The sequence below is a fragment of the Tenacibaculum dicentrarchi genome (assembly GCF_964036635.1).
GTDB lineage: Bacteria > Bacteroidota > Bacteroidia > Flavobacteriales > Flavobacteriaceae > Polaribacter > Polaribacter dicentrarchi.
In genome coordinates this window covers 2,495,786-2,514,809 of sequence record NZ_OZ038524.1, presented here as the reverse complement: position 1 = coordinate 2,514,809, position 19,024 = coordinate 2,495,786, and the positions used below count along the sequence as shown (strand labels likewise).

Annotated in this window: 13 protein-coding genes; 7 read left to right on the top strand and 6 right to left on the bottom strand. The window is 29.3% G+C overall.

Going from position 1 to position 19,024, the window contains the following annotated elements; genetic code table 11:
• Window positions 1-890: 890 nt before the first annotated feature.
• Together ABNT14_RS10975 and ABNT14_RS10970 are read left to right on the top strand one after the other, a co-directional pair.
• A complete protein-coding gene (locus tag ABNT14_RS10975) occupies window positions 891-1,229 on the top strand; it encodes a single-stranded DNA-binding protein (RefSeq protein WP_101903247.1) in 339 nt (112 codons plus the stop codon).
• Between the two features lie 159 nt (window positions 1,230-1,388).
• Window positions 1,389-2,246, top strand: a complete 858-nt coding sequence (locus tag ABNT14_RS10970; RefSeq protein ID WP_101903246.1) for a YitT family protein — start codon at window positions 1,389-1,391, stop codon at window positions 2,244-2,246.
• A 231-nt stretch (window positions 2,247-2,477) separates the two neighbouring features.
• Here ABNT14_RS10970 and ABNT14_RS10965 read toward each other — a convergent pair whose 3' ends face one another.
• Both ABNT14_RS10965 and metG read right to left on the bottom strand, forming a co-directional pair.
• On the bottom strand, window positions 2,478-4,601 hold the full coding sequence (locus ABNT14_RS10965; protein WP_101903245.1) for a Tex family protein: 2,124 nt from the start codon (window positions 4,599-4,601) through the stop codon (window positions 2,478-2,480).
• 72 nt (window positions 4,602-4,673) lie between these two features.
• Window positions 4,674-6,728 (bottom strand): methionine--tRNA ligase, encoded by a 2,055-nt coding sequence (gene metG, locus ABNT14_RS10960; protein ID WP_101903244.1) that lies wholly within the window; start codon window positions 6,726-6,728, stop codon window positions 4,674-4,676.
• 153 nt (window positions 6,729-6,881) lie between these two features.
• On the opposite strand from metG, the gene ABNT14_RS10955 reads away from it, so the two are divergent.
• From ABNT14_RS10955 to ABNT14_RS10940, 4 genes are all read left to right on the top strand, one after another.
• Window positions 6,882-9,329 (top strand): TonB-dependent receptor, encoded by a 2,448-nt coding sequence (locus tag ABNT14_RS10955; protein ID WP_101903243.1) that lies wholly within the window; start codon window positions 6,882-6,884, stop codon window positions 9,327-9,329.
• Window positions 9,330-9,397: 68 nt separating this feature from the next.
• Window positions 9,398-10,177 carry a hypothetical protein gene (locus ABNT14_RS10950; protein WP_145993581.1) on the top strand — a complete coding sequence of 260 codons (780 nt, stop codon included), beginning with the start codon at window positions 9,398-9,400 and terminating at the stop codon, window positions 10,175-10,177.
• Window positions 10,178-10,265: 88 nt separating this feature from the next.
• Complete coding sequence (locus tag ABNT14_RS10945) at window positions 10,266-11,276, top strand: S66 peptidase family protein (RefSeq protein WP_234985002.1); 1,011 nt, start codon at window positions 10,266-10,268, stop codon at window positions 11,274-11,276.
• Window positions 11,276-11,635 carry a YraN family protein gene (locus ABNT14_RS10940; RefSeq protein ID WP_101903241.1) on the top strand — a complete coding sequence of 120 codons (360 nt, stop codon included), beginning with the start codon at window positions 11,276-11,278 and terminating at the stop codon, window positions 11,633-11,635. Before ABNT14_RS10945 ends, ABNT14_RS10940 begins: the two co-directional genes overlap by 1 nt.
• 65 nt (window positions 11,636-11,700) lie before the next feature.
• Here the strand turns inward: ABNT14_RS10940 and ABNT14_RS10935 are convergent, their stop codons facing one another.
• A complete protein-coding gene (locus tag ABNT14_RS10935) occupies window positions 11,701-13,083 on the bottom strand; it encodes a TlpA disulfide reductase family protein (protein WP_101903240.1) in 1,383 nt (460 codons plus the stop codon).
• Window positions 13,084-13,215: 132 nt separating this feature from the next.
• Window positions 13,216-13,581 (bottom strand): hypothetical protein, encoded by a 366-nt coding sequence (locus ABNT14_RS10930; protein WP_101903239.1) that lies wholly within the window; start codon window positions 13,579-13,581, stop codon window positions 13,216-13,218.
• A 126-nt stretch (window positions 13,582-13,707) separates the two neighbouring features.
• Between ABNT14_RS10930 and ABNT14_RS10925 the strand changes: the two genes are divergently transcribed.
• Window positions 13,708-14,193, top strand: a complete 486-nt coding sequence (locus tag ABNT14_RS10925) for a CvpA family protein (protein ID WP_101903238.1) — start codon at window positions 13,708-13,710, stop codon at window positions 14,191-14,193.
• Window positions 14,194-14,208: 15 nt separating this feature from the next.
• Here the strand turns inward: ABNT14_RS10925 and ABNT14_RS10920 are convergent, their stop codons facing one another.
• Window positions 14,209-14,565, bottom strand: a complete 357-nt coding sequence (locus ABNT14_RS10920) for a hypothetical protein (RefSeq protein WP_101903237.1) — start codon at window positions 14,563-14,565, stop codon at window positions 14,209-14,211.
• Window positions 14,566-14,567: 2 nt separating this feature from the next.
• Complete coding sequence (dnaE, locus tag ABNT14_RS10915) at window positions 14,568-18,941, bottom strand: DNA polymerase III subunit alpha (protein ID WP_101903236.1); 4,374 nt, start codon at window positions 18,939-18,941, stop codon at window positions 14,568-14,570.
• Between the last annotated feature and the right edge of the window lie 83 nt (window positions 18,942-19,024).

Sequence of the window (19,024 nt, the reverse complement as noted above, 5' to 3'; positions counted from 1 at the left end):
AGTAAATAAATCACGGATAGAAAGTCTGCAAGGACTTTCGTAAATTGGCTAAAATCAGCAATTAATATTATACTGTACTGGCTATCAATGTTTTTAGCCTTCGTTTTTCGGCATTAATTTACTCTAAAACACTAATTTATATTCATAAAAGTTATTTGTATGTCAACTATTCTTTAGTTTCTGATTGTACTTTGTATAAATAATCCAGCCTACATATGTTAATATTGAGGTAAACCACCCAGGAAAACAAAAAATAATGGCAACCATAGGTGTAGGCAACAAACAATTCCTTGGATATCTAATTCTTCCTTCAGAATCTGCGATAGGTTCGGGTTTGTTCATTTCGAAAATAATTTGGAAAAACACAAAATAAAACAATAAACTTAAAAACAATATGAACCCATTTGTCATTTTATTTCCTTTATATTTATGTAGTACTAATTGTATTAAAAGTATTAAAAGTATTAGAAAATAAAATACTATCAAAAGATATGACATAATTCTTTTTTATATTAAGTATGCAACTACAAATTCTTGTTTTTTCAAATATTCAAATATTAATTGTAAAAAGGTTTATCATTCCATTGCTTAAAAAATTTTATAATGTTTCGTTGTTCAGTATTTCCTTTTTAGTTTAATATTCCCATCGTTGCTCTTATATTCTAACCAAACGTTAGCATAAAGTAATTATTTTCTTTCCCGAAAAAAGGGGAATTGTTGCCAACTTTCTGATAAAACACGAAGTATTAAAGTAAATTAAACGTTTACATTCATTTACAAACGAAAACAAACGATTACTAACCGATTAGAGGTTTAATACTGTTTCATCTTTGCAGTGTCAATTTATTTGAAAGGCAATTTAAAATTATTTAACTATAAAAACAAACATGATGAACGCATTAAAAAACAAAGTACAGTTAGTAGGAAATTTAGGAAATGATCCAGAAATAATTACATTAGAAAGTGGTAAAAAGTTAGCTAAATTTTCATTAGCAACTAACGAAACCTATAAAAATTCGGCTGGTGAAAAAGTAACAGATACACAATGGCATAATTTAATAGCCTGGGGTAAAATTGCGGAACTTATTGAAAAATACCTAAAAAAAGGAAAAGAAGTAATGGTTGAAGGTAAATTAACCTATCGTTCTTATGAACCTTCGGAAGGTGAAAAACGATACGTAACTGAAATAACTGTAAATGAGTTTTTAATGTTGGGTGCTAAAAAGTAACTATCTTCTGAAATAGAAGCAGTAAAAATATGAAATGTAAATAAACGGTCTATTAAACTTAATTTGTGCTGAATTTTACTCAAATAAATAACATTAAAAATACTCTTATTTTTTAATATTAGAGGTATTTTTGCGCCCTAAAAAAATAAAACAATAAGAATGAATATTATAAAATTAAAAAATGAGTTAAAAAATTATTTTTTCATACTCAGTGGTAGTTTAATTTTAGCTATTGGTGTTGTTGGCTTTTTAGCACCAAATAAAATAGCAACAGGAGGAACTTCTGGTTTGTCAATTGTGTTAAATTATATTTCTAATATTCCGATAGGGATGTTGTTGTTAATTACAAATGCACCTTTATTATTAATAAGTGTAAAATATATAGGAAAACGTTTTGCTTTTAGAACTATGATTTCTATTGTTTCTTTGGCTTTATATATTGATTTATTTAGAGAGGTTTTTAAATTCCCTGCATTAAGTGATAACACATTGTTATCTACTATTTATGGTGGTGTTTGTGTAGGCTTAGGGATTGGAGTTATTTTTAAAGGAGATGCGTCGGCAGGTGGTGGTGCTATTATAGCACGTATTTTAAAAGATAAATATGACTTTAAACCAGGAACAGTAATTTTAACTTTAGATATTTTAATAATTCTTTTATCAGCACTTGTTTTTAAAGATTTAGAACTTGCCTTGTGGGCAATGCTAAGTATTTTTGTAGCTAGTAAATTTATAGATTTAGTAGTTACAGGACGTAAGCAAAATAAAATTGTACATATTGCTTCAGATGATTTAAATACCTTAAAAATGGTGATAGCCTCTAAAATGGGAATTTCAGGAACTTTAATTGAAGGTAATAATTTATCGCAAGGTAATCAGCGTAATATTTTATTTTTATCGATAAATAAAAATAGAATTATGACGCTTAAAAATCTTGTTGAAAAGCACGACTCAGAAGCTTATATGATTGTTTTAGAAGCAACACAATTATTAGGTTCTTCAAATACAATAAAGTAAATTGTATCTTTTTTGATATAAAAAATACCCGAAAATTTAAACGTTTTCGGGTATTTTTATTTGATAACTTATGATTTTAAAATTATCTAATAATTTAAAAATGTGTACAAATTTCTAGCCCCGATTGTAGCATTTGTTTGAGCTCTTTTTTTGATTTTTCTTCAAAAAAAAGCGAGTGCGAAAAGCGGGAAATTGCTTCTAATAATTATTTGTTTTATCCTTAAAAAAATATTAGAAATTCATAGAAAGTTGAATGCGTTTTCTTGTTACATCGACCTCTAAAACCTTTACTTGTACATGCTGATTTAAAGTAACATGTTCATTTATATCTTTTACAAAAGTATTTGAAAGGTTAGAAACATGAACTAAACCACTTTCTTTAATTCCGATATCGACAAAACAACCAAAATTTGTAATATTGTTGATAATTCCTGGAAGAATCATTCCTATTTTTAAATCATCAATAGTTTTAACGTGTTCGTTAAAACTAAATTCTTTTGCTTTTTCTCTAGGATCTAATCCAGGTTTTTCTAATTCTTTTACAATATCCTGAAGGGTAGGTAATCCGTAAGAATCGGTAACATATTGTTGTAATTTTAATTGTTTTAAAACTGAGTTATTTCCTATTAAATCGATAATTTTATTACCAGAATCTTTTGCCATTTGTTTAACTAAGGCGTAACGTTCGGGATGTACAGCCGAATTATCTAAAGGATTATCGCCATTTTTAATACGTAAAAAACCTGCGGATTGTTCAAATGCTTTTCCGCCTAAACGAGGTACTTTTTTTATGGCAGTTCTGTTTTTAAAAGCACCATTTTCATTTCGATAATTTACAATATTTTCGGCTAGTTTTATTCCAATCCCTGAAACAGCACTTAATAACGAAACACTAGCCGTATTTATATTTACGCCTACTTTATTTACACAATGTGCTACAACAGTATCTAATGATTTTTTTAGCTTATTTTGGTCAACATCATGTTGATATTGCCCTACACCAATCGATTTTGCATCAATTTTAACTAATTCAGCCAATGGGTCAGCCAATCTACGACCAATAGAAATTGCACCACGAACGGTAACATCGTAATCAGGAAATTCATCTCTAGCAATTTTTGAAGCCGAATAAATAGATGCTCCAGCTTCACTAATAACAAAAACCGAAATGTTATTTTTAAAAGATATTTTTTTGATAAACTGTTCCGTTTCTCTTGATGCAGTTCCGTTTCCAATTGCAATTGCTTCAATGTTATGTTTTTCAACTAAAGCATTTATTTTTTGAATAGCTTCATCAGATTTATGTTGCGGTGCGTGTGGATAAATAGTTTCATTTTGTAATAAATCGCCTTGTTTATTTAAGCAAACCACTTTACAACCTGAACGAAAACCTGGGTCAATCGCTAAAATTCGTTTTTCGCCTAACGGAGCACTTAATAAGAGTTGTTGTAAATTTTTTGTAAATACTGTTATTGCACTCTCATCTGCTTTTTCTTTAGCAATTACCATTGCTTCATTTGTTAAAGCAGGCAACAATAAGCGTTTATAAGCATCGGCAATAGCTAATTCAATCTGTTCACTACAATTATTTTGAGAACGAATAATACTGTTTTCTATTTTCTGAATAGCTCTTTCGTTATCTATATCAATTTTTATTCTGATAAAACCTTCCTTTTCGGCACGAAGAATAGCTAAAAATCTATGAGAAGGAATTCTACTAAAACTTTCATTCCAATCAAAGTAATCTTTAAATTTTTGGGCGTTTTCTTCTTCTTTTTTTGTTTTTACAATTTTAGTATTTATAACAGAAAAACGTGCTAATTCTTTACGAATATTATTTCGAACATCGGTGCGTTCATTTATCCATTCTGATATAATATGACGTGCGCCTTCTAAGGCTTTTTCTTCGGATAAAACTTCTTTGTTTTTATATTTTGATGCAGTAAAATTTAAGTCATTTATACGCTGACTCATTATCATTTTTGCCAGAGGTTCTAATCCGTTTTTACGAGCAGTTTCGGCTTTTGTTTTTCGTTTCTTTTTATAAGGAAGATAAATGTCTTCTAAAGCAGTAATATTTTCTGTTTTATCAATCTTATTTTTTAGTTCATCGGTTAAAGCATCTTGTTCTTCAATGGCTTTTATGATTGTTTTTTTTCTTTTTTCAAGGATTTCAAATTGCTCTTTTAATTCGACTATTAAACCGATTTCAACTTCATCTAAATTACCAGTTTTTTCTTTTCTGTAGCGAGCAATAAAAGGAATAGTACAATCTTCATTTAATAATTCAATAGTACTTTGAATCGATTTTAAAGAAATTTGACAGCGAGAAATTATATAATTGATGAGTTGCATAGCGTAGTTATTTGAAATAAAAAAACCTCACTTTTTAAAGTGAGGTTTCAAATATAGTAAAATGTTATTTTTTTAAGATATAAACTCTCCGTTTGTTACCTTTTCAGAAGGTTGTGAAAATGCAAGTTTACCATCAGGCGTATCAATCATTAAAATCATTCCTTGACTTTCTATTCCTTTTAATTTACGTGGTGCTAAATTACAAACAACAGAAACTTGTTGTCCAATAATATCTTCAGGTTTAAAGCTTTCAGCAATTCCCGAAACAATTGTTCTGGTATCAAGCCCAACATCAACAGTAAGTTTTAATAATTTTTTAGTTTTTGCAACTTTTTCGGCAGCAGTAATAGTTCCTACACGGATATCTATTTTTGTGAAATCATCAAATTCAATGGTTTCTTTTTGAGGCTCAAGAACTCTGTTTTCAGCTTCATTTGCTTTTTTAGTAGCTTCTAATTTTGCTAATTGTTTTTCAATTTCAACATCTTCAATTTTAGAAAATAATAATTCGGCTTTATTAATTTGATGATTATCTGAAATTAAAATGTCTTTTTCTGATACATCATTCCAAGTTAAATTAGCATCAATATTTAAAATTGATTTTAACTTTGTTGAAGTAAAAGGTAAAAAAGGTTCTGATAAAATAGCTAATCCAGTAGCAATTTGTAAAGCTACATTCATAATTGTTTTAGTACGTTCTGTATCAACCTTAATCATTTTCCAAGGCTCTTCATCGGCTAAATATTTATTACCTAAACGTGCTAAATTCATTAATTCTTGAGATGCTTCTCTAAAGCGGTAACGCTCAATTGATTTAGCAATTACATTAGGAAACTCTTTTAAAGTAGCTAAAGTATCTTCATCAACTTCTGATAAATCACTCGCAACAGGTACTTTTCCTTCGTAATATTTGTTAGTTAAAACAACCACACGATTTATAAAATTCCCAAAAATAGCGACTAACTCATTATTATTTTTTGCTTGAAAATCTTTCCAAGTAAAATCGTTGTCTTTACTTTCAGGAGCATTTGCTGTTAAAGTGTAACGTAAAACATCTTGCTGATTTGGGAAATCTTCTAAATATTCGTGCAACCAAACTGCCCAGTTTTTAGAAGTAGATAATTTATTACCTTCTAAATTTAAAAATTCGTTTGCAGGTACATTTTCAGGTAAAATATAATCTCCATGTGCTTTTAACATTGATGGAAAAATAAGACAGTGAAATACAATATTGTCTTTTCCGATAAAGTGTACTAATTTAGTATCGTCTTTTTTCCAATAATCTTCCCAATTTTTACCTTCACGTTCTGCCCATTCTTTGGTTGATGAAATATATCCGATAGGCGCATCAAACCAAACATATAAAACTTTTCCATCAGCTCCTTCAGCAGGAACAGGAATTCCCCAGTCTAAATCACGAGTTACGGCTCTTGGGCGTAATCCGTCATCAATCCAAGATTTACATTGCCCTAAAACGTTTGGTTTCCAATCACTTTTATGACCTTCTAAAATCCATTTACGTAAAAAATCTTCGTGTTTATCTAAAGGTAAAAACCAGTGTTTTGTTTCTTTTAAAGTAGGAATATTTCCCGTAATTGCCGATTTTGGATTGATTAAATCTGTTGCATTATGGCTTGTTCCACATTTTTCACATTGGTCACCATAGCTTTCTTCATTTCCACATTTTGGGCAAGTTCCAACCACAAAACGGTCAGCTAAATATTGATTAGCTTCAGCATCGTATAATTGCTCTGTAACTTCTTCAATAAATTCTCCATCATTATATAATTTTGTGAAAAAATCAGAAGCTGTTTTATGATGAACTTCAGAAGATGTACGAGAGTAATTATCAAAAGAAACACCAAAATCAACAAATGATTTTTTAATAATTCCGTGATATTTATCAATAATATGTTGTGGTGTAACACCTTCTTTTTTTGCACGCATTGGTATTGCTACACCATGCTCATCAGATCCGCAAATAAAAGTAACATCTTTTCCTTTTCCACGTAAAAAACGTGCGTAAATATCTCCAGGAACATAAACACCTGCTAAATGCCCAATGTGTATAGGACCGTTTGTATAAGGTAATGCCGCTGTAATTGTATATCTTTTTGGTGTAGTCATTTTAAAAATCAATTTTGATAGGCAAAAATACTTAAAATTAAACAGCTTTTTAAAATATCCTTAAAAACAGTTATCTTTATTTTGTCTAAATAAGAATAATGATATACTTTTGTCCTCATTTAAAAATTATTATAAATAAAATATATAAATAAGATGAATAATAAAGGACTATTGTTATTAATGATGTTCGTAACATCCGTCATTTTTTCTCAAGATTTAAAAACAGTAAAAGGGAAAATCACAGACAAAAATGGAAATCCAATTGAAAATGTAACAATTGTATTATCTGACCTTAATAAAGGTGTGTATTCTAATAGTAAAGGAGAATTTTATTTAGATAAATTAAAATCTAAAAAAATAGTTTTAAAAGCTTCAAAAATAGGGTATGCAACAATTATAAATAAGATTACATTATCAACTAAAAATAATATTGTAAATCTAGTAATGTTGTCTAAAACCGAAGCATTAAAAGAGGTAATAGTTAATGGTAATTTACAACAAAAAAACAAATCTAAAGTATCTACAAACCGATTAGGTGCTAAAACTATTGATATGCCAAATTCATCTGATGTTGTAGGTAAATCATTAATAGAACAACAACAATCCTTGACTTTAGGGGAGGTAATGACTAATGTTTCTGGAGTTTTTCAATTTAATAAAGGTTATGGAGGAGTTTCTGAAACTTTTGGTGCTAGAGGTTTAAGTTTACGTTACTTAGGTTTTATGTTTAGAGACGGTATAAGGTTTAGTACTAATCAATATTTAGCAACTCCTGAATTACAATCATTTGAAAAAGTAGAAATTTTAAAAGGTGGAGCGGCTATTAATTTTGGATATGTATCGCCAGGAGCAACTATAAATTATGTGACTAAAAAACCATTTTTTGAAACCAAAGGAACTATTTCTTTCAGATATGGAAGCTACGATTTTATCAAGCCAACGTTAGATTATAATTTTAAATTATCAGAAAAATTAGCCTTCAGATTTGTTTCTACAACCGATATGGCAAACAGTTTTAGAGAAACCGTAAAAACCAAGCGTTATTTTAATTATGGAGCTTTTAGATATTTAGCATCAGAAAATACCACTATCGATTTGAATGTAGAATATTTAAAAGATAAACGTCCGTTTGATTTTGGATTGCCAATTTTTGAAGATAGAATTATTACAGGAACAACAATAGATAATGAAGGAAAAGAAAAACCTGTTTATTTACAAGAAAAAGGACAGCAACGTTTGTATTCTAAAATAACAAAAGATTTAAGAAAAAGATTTATAGGAAGTCCTTTTAATAACAGAAATTCAAATCAATTTAATGCTAATTTAAAATTAGATTCTCAATTAAATGAACAATGGAATTTAAATATTGCCTTAGGAACTTCTATTTCTGATTATGATTATGTTAGAACAGGAAGTGGTTTTTCTAATCAATATTTTTTAGAAGGAAATGATATTAGAATTAGCAGAACACTAGAAAAGCAATCTTGGATTGAAAACGGTTTTGGAGCACAAATTAATTTAACAGGTAAATATGCTGTTTTAGGAATGAAAAATCGTACTAGTTTTAGTATCGATTATGATAATAGAAATCAAAAAACAGTAAATTATAATTCAATAAGAGGCTTTGATGATGTTTATTTATTTAATAAAAACACAATTCAAAAGGGATTGGTAACGATGGATAAATCTTATTTAGGCGATAATAAATTTGTAGGCGTAGGAATTTCGTTTCAAAATTTATTAAGCATTACTGATTATTTAAACTTATTGGCATCTGTAAGAATGGATGTTGTTGATGGTAGTTCAGAAAATGTTTACTTAATCGATTACAGCGGAAATAAACCTGGGGATATTGTATTGAAAGAATATGATGATGTCGCTTTTACACCAAGTATCGGTTTAACGTATAAACTCACAGAAGATAATTCAATTTTTGCAAGTTTTACAAATACTTTTAATCCAAATAATAGATTCAGGTTAAATGATGATGATGATATTTTACCATCATTTTACACAAATCAATTTGAAGTAGGAACAAAAAATAGTTTTTACGCTGGAAGATTTAATGTAAATGCGACTTATTATATTATTAATAGTGATGATTATGTAACAAGTCCTAATAGACCTGAAAGACATGCAATAGGTCCTGGAACAAAATATAGAGGTTTAGAGTTTGATGCTTCTGCAAAACCTTTTGAAGGATTAACATTAAGTGCAAATTATTCTTATATAGATGCCGAATATGGCGAAGGCGGATTTTTTAAAGCAGGAACTAGACCACAGCAAACTCCAGAACATCAGTTAGGTTTTTGGTCTAATTATAAATTTAATAGTGGTGCTTTAAAAAATTTCTCTCTTAATTTTGGAGGTCAATATACAAGTGAACGCCTTGGAAATGATTTTTATAGAGGAAATAATCCATACATCCAAAAAGCATACACATTGTTAAATGCGGGTGTTGGTTATCAGCAAAAAAACTTTGATGTGAATTTAAAAGTAACCAATATTTTAGATGAATTTACATTTTTTGCCTATCGATATGGTAGTGTAAACCCTATAGACCCAACACAATTTAGCTTAACAACACGATACAGATTTTAATTCCCCTAAAAAAAACTTACACAATTTTATAGTTTTAAGATTGTGTCGGTTTAAAAAAATAATATATCATGAAAAAAATAAATTTTTTAATAATTTTGATAGTATTGCCAATATTCATGTCACATAGTGTTTGGATGCAAATAAAAAATAAAGGAAAAGTAGGCGATAAGGCTAAAGTGAATTTATATTTTGGTGAAATTAGAGAAAATGTTATAGAAAAAGGCTTAAAATGGTATGATGGTGAAATTTTTAAAGAATTTAAAGGCTATGTAAAACTTCCTAATTCGGATAATAAAGAAACCTTATTATTAACACCTTCTGAAACATCTGTATCAGGAAAATTTACCCCAAAAACATCTGGAATTTATCAAATAGTAGCCTTTAACGAAACAGGTACAATTAAAGATTATACCAAACATGGTTTAGGTTTATTAAAGGATGCAACTTATTTACGTACTACTTTTGAAGCTACTTCATGGAGAACAAAACAAGAAGGAACGCCCAATTTAAAGCCGATGATGAAATATGATATTGTTCCTTTTCCTGCTAAAAATGGCTACGGAAGTTATAACAGTCATAAAGCTACTTGGCGAGTAAAAGAAAAAGTATATGCTACGTTTTATATTGATGGAGAAATTGCTATTGATAAAGAAATAAAAGTATATAGCCCCGATGGTTGGACATCAGTTAAAAAAACTGATAAAAATGGAATGTTTTATTTTATACCTTATAAAAAAGGAACGTATCAGGCGATTTATCAATTAAAAAAGAAAGAAAACGGTGTTTATAAAGGAGAAAAATATAATACCACACGAATAAAAATGATTACCAATTTAAATATTGAATAATTTCTAGATTAAAAAAGAAGTTAAAAACTAGTTGAATATTATTAGTTTTATTATTTTGAGCGTAAATTAACTTAAAACAACATTATTTATGAGATTTACGAAACAAAAAATGTTTGTTTTTTCATTGTTAGTATCGCTATTATTGTCAATGTCAATGAACGCTCAAAATAATTTTATGAAATTAAAAACACCACCATTTTTACAAAAAGGCGATACTATTGTAATTCTAGCTCCTGCTGGAATTTTAAAAAATAGAAAACATATTATTGATAAAGCCAAAAAACTTGCCCAAAGTTGGGGATTAAAAGTTGTTTATGGAAAACATATGTTTAATCAATCTCATCATTTTTCGGGAACAGACGAACAGCGTTGTCAAGATTTTCAAGATGCTTTAGATAATCCGAATATTAAAGCTATTTGGTCGGCTCGTGGCGGTTATGGTTCTGTTAGAATATTAGATAAATTAGATTTTTCTAAATTTATTGAAAATCCTAAATGGGTAATTGGTTATTCTGATATTACAGCGTTTCATAATCATATTCATAATTTAGGCGTAGAAACGATTCACGGAATAATGGGAACAAGTTTGCAAGATAAACCTGAAGTACTTGCAGAAAGTATTGCATCGCTTAAAAAAGTATTGTTTGGTGAAAAATTATCATATCAAATTATAACGTCAAAATATAATAGAACTCCTAATAAAATAAATAAATTTTCAGGTGAATTAATTGGCGGAAATATTGCTATTTTAACATCGATGTTAGGCTCGGAGAGTCAAATATCAACAGAAAATAAAGTTTTATTTATTGAAGAAATAGGCGAATACAAATATTCGATTGACAGAATGTTACAAAGCTTAAAACGTGCAGGATATTTTACAAAAGTAAATGCCGTTATTGTTGGCGATATGACTAAGGTTAAAAAAAATTCAACACCTTGGGGAAGTTCTATCGAACAATTAATTTTAGATGTAATTCCTAAAGATATTCCTGTTGTATTTAATTTTCCTGCAGGTCATGAACCTGATAACAGAGCTTTAATTATGGGAAGAACTGTTGAAGTAAATAATGATAAAATAGTAACTGTAAAATTTAAGTAGTGGCACAACATAATGAACTTGGAATAAAAGGTGAGCAGTTAGCTATTGAATATTTACAAAATAAAGGATACGTTATAGTTGAGAAAAATTATCGATTTAAAAAGGCTGAAGTTGATATTATCGCTAAAAAGTCAGATACTTTAATTGTTGTAGAAGTAAAAACAAGGTCTAGTTCTTATTTTGGTAATCCACAAGATTTTGTAAATCCGAAGAAAATAAAATTATTGGTTTATGCAATTGATAATTATGTAAATCAAAAAGATTTAGATGTTGAGGTTCGATTTGATATTATCGCAATTTTAAAAAACAAAGAAGGTTTTAATATTCATCATATAGAAGACGCATTTTTATATTTTTAAAACAGCAACCCCAACAATAATGTTAGGGTTGCTGTTTTAATCAACGTATTTATAAAATAAATGTTTTATTTTGATTGTTTTGCGAAATATTTTTTAACATCTTCTAAATCGTTTGGTATCGCAATTATTTTTTTATCTTTATCTAAAACAAAATAAGAAGGCGTTCCTGTTAAATTGTACTTAACTATGGTTTCGTTGTCAAATTTATAGGTAGGATGTGTTCCCATAGCATTGTGCCAGTAAGGTAGGTTTTTTTGAAATTCATTCCAATCAGTTGACTTGTAGTTTTCAACAGCAAATGATACTACTGATACTTCATTGTATTTTTGCATTAGGGTATGTAATTCAGGAATGTCTCTAGTACAGTGAGGACAAGAGGTGCTCCAAAAAATTAATAAATATTTTTCACCATCAGCTAAGGTTGATAATTTAAGTTCTTTACCTGCTTCTTCCCATGAAAAATCAGGTGCTATTCTACCAACGGTAGCATTTAAAAATTGTAAGGTTTCTTTTCTAAATACAGGATCAATTTCTTCTTCAGGTAACTTATCATAGTAGTTTTCAAACATCCAATCTACTATTGGACCATTGCGTTTTTCAGCTAAAGAAGTAATTAAAAATACTGTTACTGATTTTTTTAATTGAACACCAGAAAGTTTGCCCATTACCTTTGTAATAGATTCTTTAAGTAGTTTTTGTTGTAATTCTTTATTATCAGAATAATTTAAGTAAAAAACATAATCGGCAATGCGATCTACTAAAAAAGAAGAGTTATATAAAGCCTCATTTTTAAAATCGATATATTTAAAAAAATGATTAACTGTAGAAGAAAGATATTCGTCCATATTATCAATAGGACTAGATGGGTTATAACGTTGTGAAGCTTCTATAAAATTATTAACTAACATACCATCTGATTTATTTTCATAAATATCTTGCACATCTTCTAATTCTTTTACGGCTACTTTATATGCTTTTTTAGTTTCTTTATTTCCATTTTTAATATAATCAACTTGATTTTCGTCAATTTTATTTTGAATTAAAGCATAAGATTGTAAATATTCGGTATATAATTTATTTTCTCTAGAAGCTGTAAAAACAATAGATTGTCCTGGGTATTTCGGATTGAATATAAATTCGATATTTTCTTTATTGAAATAGAAGTCTACAAAACCAGCACCTTTATTTCGATAAGTAGCTCTGTATGCACCAGCAGGAGCATCTTCAGGAAGAGTAAATTCAAATTTACCTAAAGTTTGTTTTTCTCCACCAACAACAATGGTGTTCGATTTTATAGTTGTATTACCGATAAATTTAGGCTTAGCTCCTTGTAATTTATGTAAGTAAACCCAGTCACTTTTTTCAGGAGGAGTCATTGTTCCTTTAATTGTGTATTGAGCACTAACTATTGAAGTAGCAAGTATTAATAGCGAAAGTAATTTTTTCATTAGTATATTTTATAAGAGTTGAATTAATATTTAAAACTAGTCATTTACTAACTTCTATCCAAGAAGTGTACCAATTTTATTTTTTGTTGTTTTATCAAAATAAAAGTACTATTTATGATTTTAAACGAATATTTAATTCTTTTTTTTAAAGAATGCTATTAATTCAAAATAATTAATAATAGCTTCTTTTATTAAAACGGCTTGTTCTCCTGGTTTTAAATTAGGTAATTCTGTGATAGTTTTATAGTGAGGCCAACCATCTTGATCAAAGAAATCAAACTCATAATATCCGTAGGGTTCTAAAAGTTTACAAATAGCAATGTGCATTAAGTTTACTTTTTCATCTTTTTTAAAAGGTCGTTGTCCTTGTCCTAGTTCTTGAACTCCAATTAAATATACAATGGAGTCTACATTTAATGTATCGCCATCGGCAAATTGTTCTGATAAATTTTTTATCAGAAAATCCCATTTTTCTTTTAAGTTAACTTCTTTTGACATCTGTGTTTTTTGAATAGACAAATATACAACTGAGTTATGTATATTTGATGTACAATTTACAGGCATAACATTTTAATTGAGATGCTATTTTTTAAACGATATTTTATAACCCTTATTTTTATACCTATGAATATTTTTGATATTATAATAGCTGTTCTTTTACTATTTGGTTTTGTACGAGGAATTCTCAAAGGATTATTTGTTGAGGTAGCCTCTTTGGTAGCTTTAATTGCGGGAGTTTATGGTGCAATGCATTTTTCTTATTTTATTTCAGATTGGTTAGCAAGCAGTGTTTCTTGGGATGAAAAATACATTAGTTTAACTGCCTTTGCAGGAACATTTATTGTTATTATTATAGTAATATCTTTACTAGGAAAAATACTAACTAAAGTTGCCGATTTTGCTTCTTTAGGAATTTTAAATAAAATATTGGGCGGTGTTTTTGGTGCTTTAAAAATTGGATTAATATTAAGTGTCGCTTTTATTTTCTTTGGAAAAATGAACGATACCATTCCTTTTGTAACCAAAGAAAACTTAGCCGAATCTATTTTATACCGCCCTGTTAAAAAAATTGCCCCGATGATTTTTCCATCAATAATTAAAGAAGATTAAATAATAAAAACCTAATTAACGGGAATAATTGGCGTTAAACCATACTTTTTTCCAAACTCTTTTTAAGATTAAAAAAACAACAGTTTTTACGTAATTATCAATATCGGAAGTATCAATTTTTTGTATCATTTCTTCAGGAATATCAATAATATATAAAAGCGTTTTATAAGTATTCGAATCTTTAAGAATTAAATTTTTTATAGCATTAGTTAGTACTTTTTTTAACGTATCAGGAGGAGTTTTTTCTGAGATTTTTAAATCAGAATTTGCCAAGCCAAAATCTTTAGTAAGCTGTATAATCAGCTTACTAAACAATTCGTTTTCTGCTACGTTTATTAATAAATCGTTGCTATTATTGTAAGTTGGTAGCATTTTTAATTCAATTTATATTTAATATGTTGATTTTCTAAAGAACTTAAAAAATCATTAGTTACTTTTACTTTAGTATTTCTACTAGGCATATTTAATTCTATTTTTTCTTTAGTATCCCAAATGGTAAAATGTAAATTTTGAGAACCTTTATTAGTTGTAAATAAATGTTGTAAGTTTTTTATTCGGTTTTCATTTACTTCTTTTAAATGCATTTTTATAGTTATTTTTTTACACATTTTATCCATAATATCATGAAGTAATATAAACTCTGTAAACCCAACTCTTGGGTCTCCTTTTATACCTTCTCTATTTGTCCAACCAGGTTTTACCATAGTTTTTACAAATAAAAATGAATTAGGAACTAAAAAATGTTTGAATTTTAAATATTCTTCACCAAAAATTCTGAACTCAAAATTTTCACTATAATCTTCAATAAAAAATGTTGCCCATCCTTTTCCTGCTTTCGAAATTCGATGTTGTACATCGGTAACAATTCCTCCAAAAGTTAATGCCATACCTTCATATTTAGGTAGGTCATTATAATAAGAAAGCTTTGCATTACAAAAACTCAATTCATTTTTAAAATCATCTAGCGGATGTGCAGAAATATAAATACCAACAACTTCTTTTTCTTTTCCTAACAACTCCATAGTTCCCCAAGTATCGCAAATAGGTATAATTGGTTCGGGCATTTCTTCTTCGGATGCACCACCAAATAATGAAACTTGTGCTGAATTTAAATTTTCTTGATATTTATTTCCAAAACGCAATACTTTTTCTATAAATTTTTGGTTTTTTTCATCTTCGATAAAATATTGAGCTCTGTGTGTATTTTTAAAAGAGTCGAATCCACCTGCTAAAATTAAACCTTCAAAAGCTTTTTTATTTGCTACACGTAAATCAACACGTTTGGCAACATCAAAAACAGAGTTAAACCCTCCATTTTTTTCACGTTCGGTAATAATCGCTTTTACAGCAAGTGCACCAACCCCTTTAATAGCTGCCATTCCGAAACGAATAGCACCTTCTTTATTTACTGAAAATTTAGAAAAAGATTCATTAACATCAGGACCTAAAACTGTAATTCCAGCTCGTTTACATTCCTCCATAAAAAAGGAAACGGATTTAATATCATTCATATTATTTGACAATACCGCTGCCATATATTCGGCAGGATAATGCGCTTTTAAATAGGCTGTTTGATACGCAATCCAAGCATAACAAGTAGAGTGTGATTTGTTAAATGCGTAGGATGCGAAGGCTTCCCAATCTGTCCAGATTTTTTCTAGTTTTTTTTCATCATGTCCGTTTGCAATTGCTTGTTTTACAAACTTAGGTTTCATTTTATCGAGTACTGCAATTTGTTTTTTACCCATTGCTTTACGTAAAACATCGGCTTCACCTTTTGTAAAATCGGCTAATTTTTGCGATAATAACATTACTTGCTCTTGATAAACTGTAATTCCGTAGGTTTCAGATAAGTATTCTTCCATTGCTGGTAAATCGTACTCAATTTCTTCATCTCCGTGTTTTCTTCTGATAAAAGAAGGAATATATTCCATCGGTCCAGGACGATACAAGGCATTCATAGCAATTAAATCTTCAAAAACAGTAGGTTTTAAAGAACGCATGTGTTTTTGCATCCCTGGAGATTCATATTGAAAAATACCAACAGTTTCTCCTCTTTGGAAAAGTTCGTAGGTTTTCACATCATCTAAAGGAAAAGTTTCGGGGTCTAAAAGTACATCGTGACGTGCTTTTACAATTTTAACGGTATCTTTAATTAAAGTTAACGTTTTTAATCCTAAGAAATCCATTTTTAATAAACCTGCATCTTCCACAACCGAGTTATCAAACTGAGTTACGTACATGTCAGAATCTTTTGCCAAAGCAACGGGTACAAACTTGGTAATATCATCGGGTGTAATAATAACACCACAGGCATGAATACCCGTATTACGAACAGAACCCTCTAAAATTCGTGCTTTATTAATGGTTTCTGCCATTAAATCAGAACCATTAGAAAGTCTTTTTAGTTCGTTTACCAATTCAATTTCTTCGGCTCTAAGTTTTTCACTTAGTTGTTTATCATCCAAAGAAAATATTTTCTTCAGCTTCATTCCTGGAATTAATTTGGCAATTCTATCGGCTTCAAACAGCGGTAAATCTAGTACACGAGCAGTATCTCTAATAGAAGATTTTGCCGCCATAGTACCGTAAGTAATAATTTGCGCTACCTGATTTGCACCATATTTATCAATTACATAATCCATAACTCGACCACGTCCTTCATCATCAAAATCAATATCAATATCGGGCATTGATACACGTTCAGGATTTAAGAAACGCTCAAAAAGTAAATCGTATTTAATTGGGTCAATATTTGTAATCCACAAACAATATGCAACTACCGAACCTGCTGCCGAACCACGCCCCGGACCTACGGCAACATCCATTTTTCTTGCTTCACGAATAAAATCTTCAACAATTAAAAAATACCCTGGATACCCTGTTTTTTCAATTACTTCCAGCTCAAAATCTAAACGTTCACGAATACTTTCTGTAATTTCTCCGTATCGTTTTTTTGCACCAACATAGGTTAAATGACGTAAAAAATTATTTTCTCCACGTTTTCCTTTATCTTGGTTGTCTTTTTCATCTTTAAATTCATCAGGAATATCAAAAGCAGGTAATAAAACATCACGAGCTAGGGTGTAAGGTGTTATTTTATCAACAATTTCTTGAATATTTATAATTGCTTCAGGAATGTCAGCAAACAACGTTTTCATTTCTTCGGATGATTTGAAGTAATATTCATCGTTAGGTAAACCGTATCGATAACCTCGTCCTCGTCCTTTTGGAGTTGCTTGTTTTTCGCCATCTTTTACACACAATAAAATATCATGAGCATTGGCATCTTTTTTATCTAAATAAAATGTGTTGTTAGAAGCAACTGTTTTTACGTTATGTTTTTTCGAAAATTTTAAAAGTGTTTCATTTACAACTCTTTCATCATCTTGGTTATGACGCATTAATTCGATGTATAAATCATCACCAAATTGTGCTTTCCACCAAAGTAATGCTTCTTCGGCTTGTGCTTCACCAACATTTAATATTTTACTAGGAACTTCACCGTATAAACTACCAGTAAGTACAATAATATCTTCCTTGTATTGTTCAATTACTTTTCTGTCGATTCTGGGGATATAATAAAATCCATCAACAAAAGCGATAGATGACATTTTTGCTAAATTGTGATATCCTTTTTTATTTTTTGCTAATAAAACAACTTGATAACCGTTGTCTTTTTGGCTTTTATTAGTATGGTCGGTACAAATATTAAATTCACAACCAACAATAGGTTTTAAAGGTTTTTGAGTAGGGACTTCTCCTTTCTCAATGGCTTCAGTGTTTGCTTTTTCTACGGATTTATTATGATTTAAAACTGCTTGTACAAAATGAAAAGCAGCCATCATATTTGCTGTATCGGTCATTGCAACTGCCGACATATTGTCTTTTGCGGCAGCTTTTATAATATTACCAATTTGAGTGGTAGATTGTAAAACAGAATATTGTGTATGATTATGAAGATGTGCAAAAGCTACATTTTCTAATTTAGCTAATCCTTCATTGGTACTTACAGTTGTTGTAACACCTTTAGCCTTTTCAATTCTATCACGAATTTTTTCACTTTCTTTTTTTAAATTTAAGTGATTTAATCCTATTACCTGAATAGGAGTAGGGTTGATATTATTGTAGTTATCAAAGAAATCATCAGAAACATCTAATTGTTCTTTTGTAAATTGACGTAAACGAATCAATTCTAAAAAACAACGTGTTGTAGCTTCTACATCGGCAGTAGCATTGTGGGCTTCACCAAAACCAATACCAAATAAATGTTGATGTAATTCGGTTAGTGTTGGTAATTTAAATTTACCTCCACGACCACCAGGAATTTGACACATTTTAGCAGTTTGCTCGGTACAGGTATCTAAAATAGGGAGGTCGTTTAAAATGGTATCAACCCCTAAACGATGAAATTCACATCCCATAATATTTAAATCAAAACCAACATTCTGACCAACAACAAATTTTGTTTTACTTAATGCTTCGTTGAATAAAGCCAAACCTTCGGGAAGTTCAATTCCTTGTTCTTGAGCTAAATCAGTAGAAATACCGTGTATTCTTTCAGCATCATAAGGAATATTAAATCCTTCTGGTTTGATAAGAAAATCATTATGTTCAATTAAATTACCTACTTCATCATGTAATTGCCAAGCAATTTGTATTGCTCTAGGCCAATTATTAGTGTCAGTAATTGGAGCGTTCCAGTTTTTTGGTAATCCAGTGGTTTCAGTATCAAAAATTAAATACATCTAGTGTGTCGGTTTTGAAGTTTTTTAATGATTTTTTATTAAAATAAAATGTAAAAATACAAAGAATTTATCGTGTTTATCAT

Coding starts and splice junctions, on each gene's coding strand:
- dnaE (WP_101903236.1), bottom strand. CDS start 18,941: ATGTATTTAATTTTTGATACTGAAACCACTGGATTACCAAAAAACTGG.
- ABNT14_RS10965 (WP_101903245.1), bottom strand. CDS start 4,601: ATGCAACTCATCAATTATATAATTTCTCGCTGTCAAATTTCTTTAAAA.
- ABNT14_RS10920 (WP_101903237.1), bottom strand. CDS start 14,565: ATGCTACCAACTTACAATAATAGCAACGATTTATTAATAAACGTAGCA.
- ABNT14_RS10955 (WP_101903243.1), top strand. CDS start 6,882: ATGAATAATAAAGGACTATTGTTATTAATGATGTTCGTAACATCCGTC.
- ABNT14_RS10935 (WP_101903240.1), bottom strand. CDS start 13,083: ATGAAAAAATTACTTTCGCTATTAATACTTGCTACTTCAATAGTTAGT.
- ABNT14_RS10925 (WP_101903238.1), top strand. CDS start 13,708: ATGAATATTTTTGATATTATAATAGCTGTTCTTTTACTATTTGGTTTT.
- ABNT14_RS10945 (WP_234985002.1), top strand. CDS start 10,266: ATGAGATTTACGAAACAAAAAATGTTTGTTTTTTCATTGTTAGTATCG.
- ABNT14_RS10950 (WP_145993581.1), top strand. CDS start 9,398: ATGAAAAAAATAAATTTTTTAATAATTTTGATAGTATTGCCAATATTC.
- ABNT14_RS10970 (WP_101903246.1), top strand. CDS start 1,389: ATGAATATTATAAAATTAAAAAATGAGTTAAAAAATTATTTTTTCATA.
- ABNT14_RS10975 (WP_101903247.1), top strand. CDS start 891: ATGAACGCATTAAAAAACAAAGTACAGTTAGTAGGAAATTTAGGAAAT.
- metG (WP_101903244.1), bottom strand. CDS start 6,728: ATGACTACACCAAAAAGATATACAATTACAGCGGCATTACCTTATACA.
- ABNT14_RS10930 (WP_101903239.1), bottom strand. CDS start 13,581: ATGTCAAAAGAAGTTAACTTAAAAGAAAAATGGGATTTTCTGATAAAA.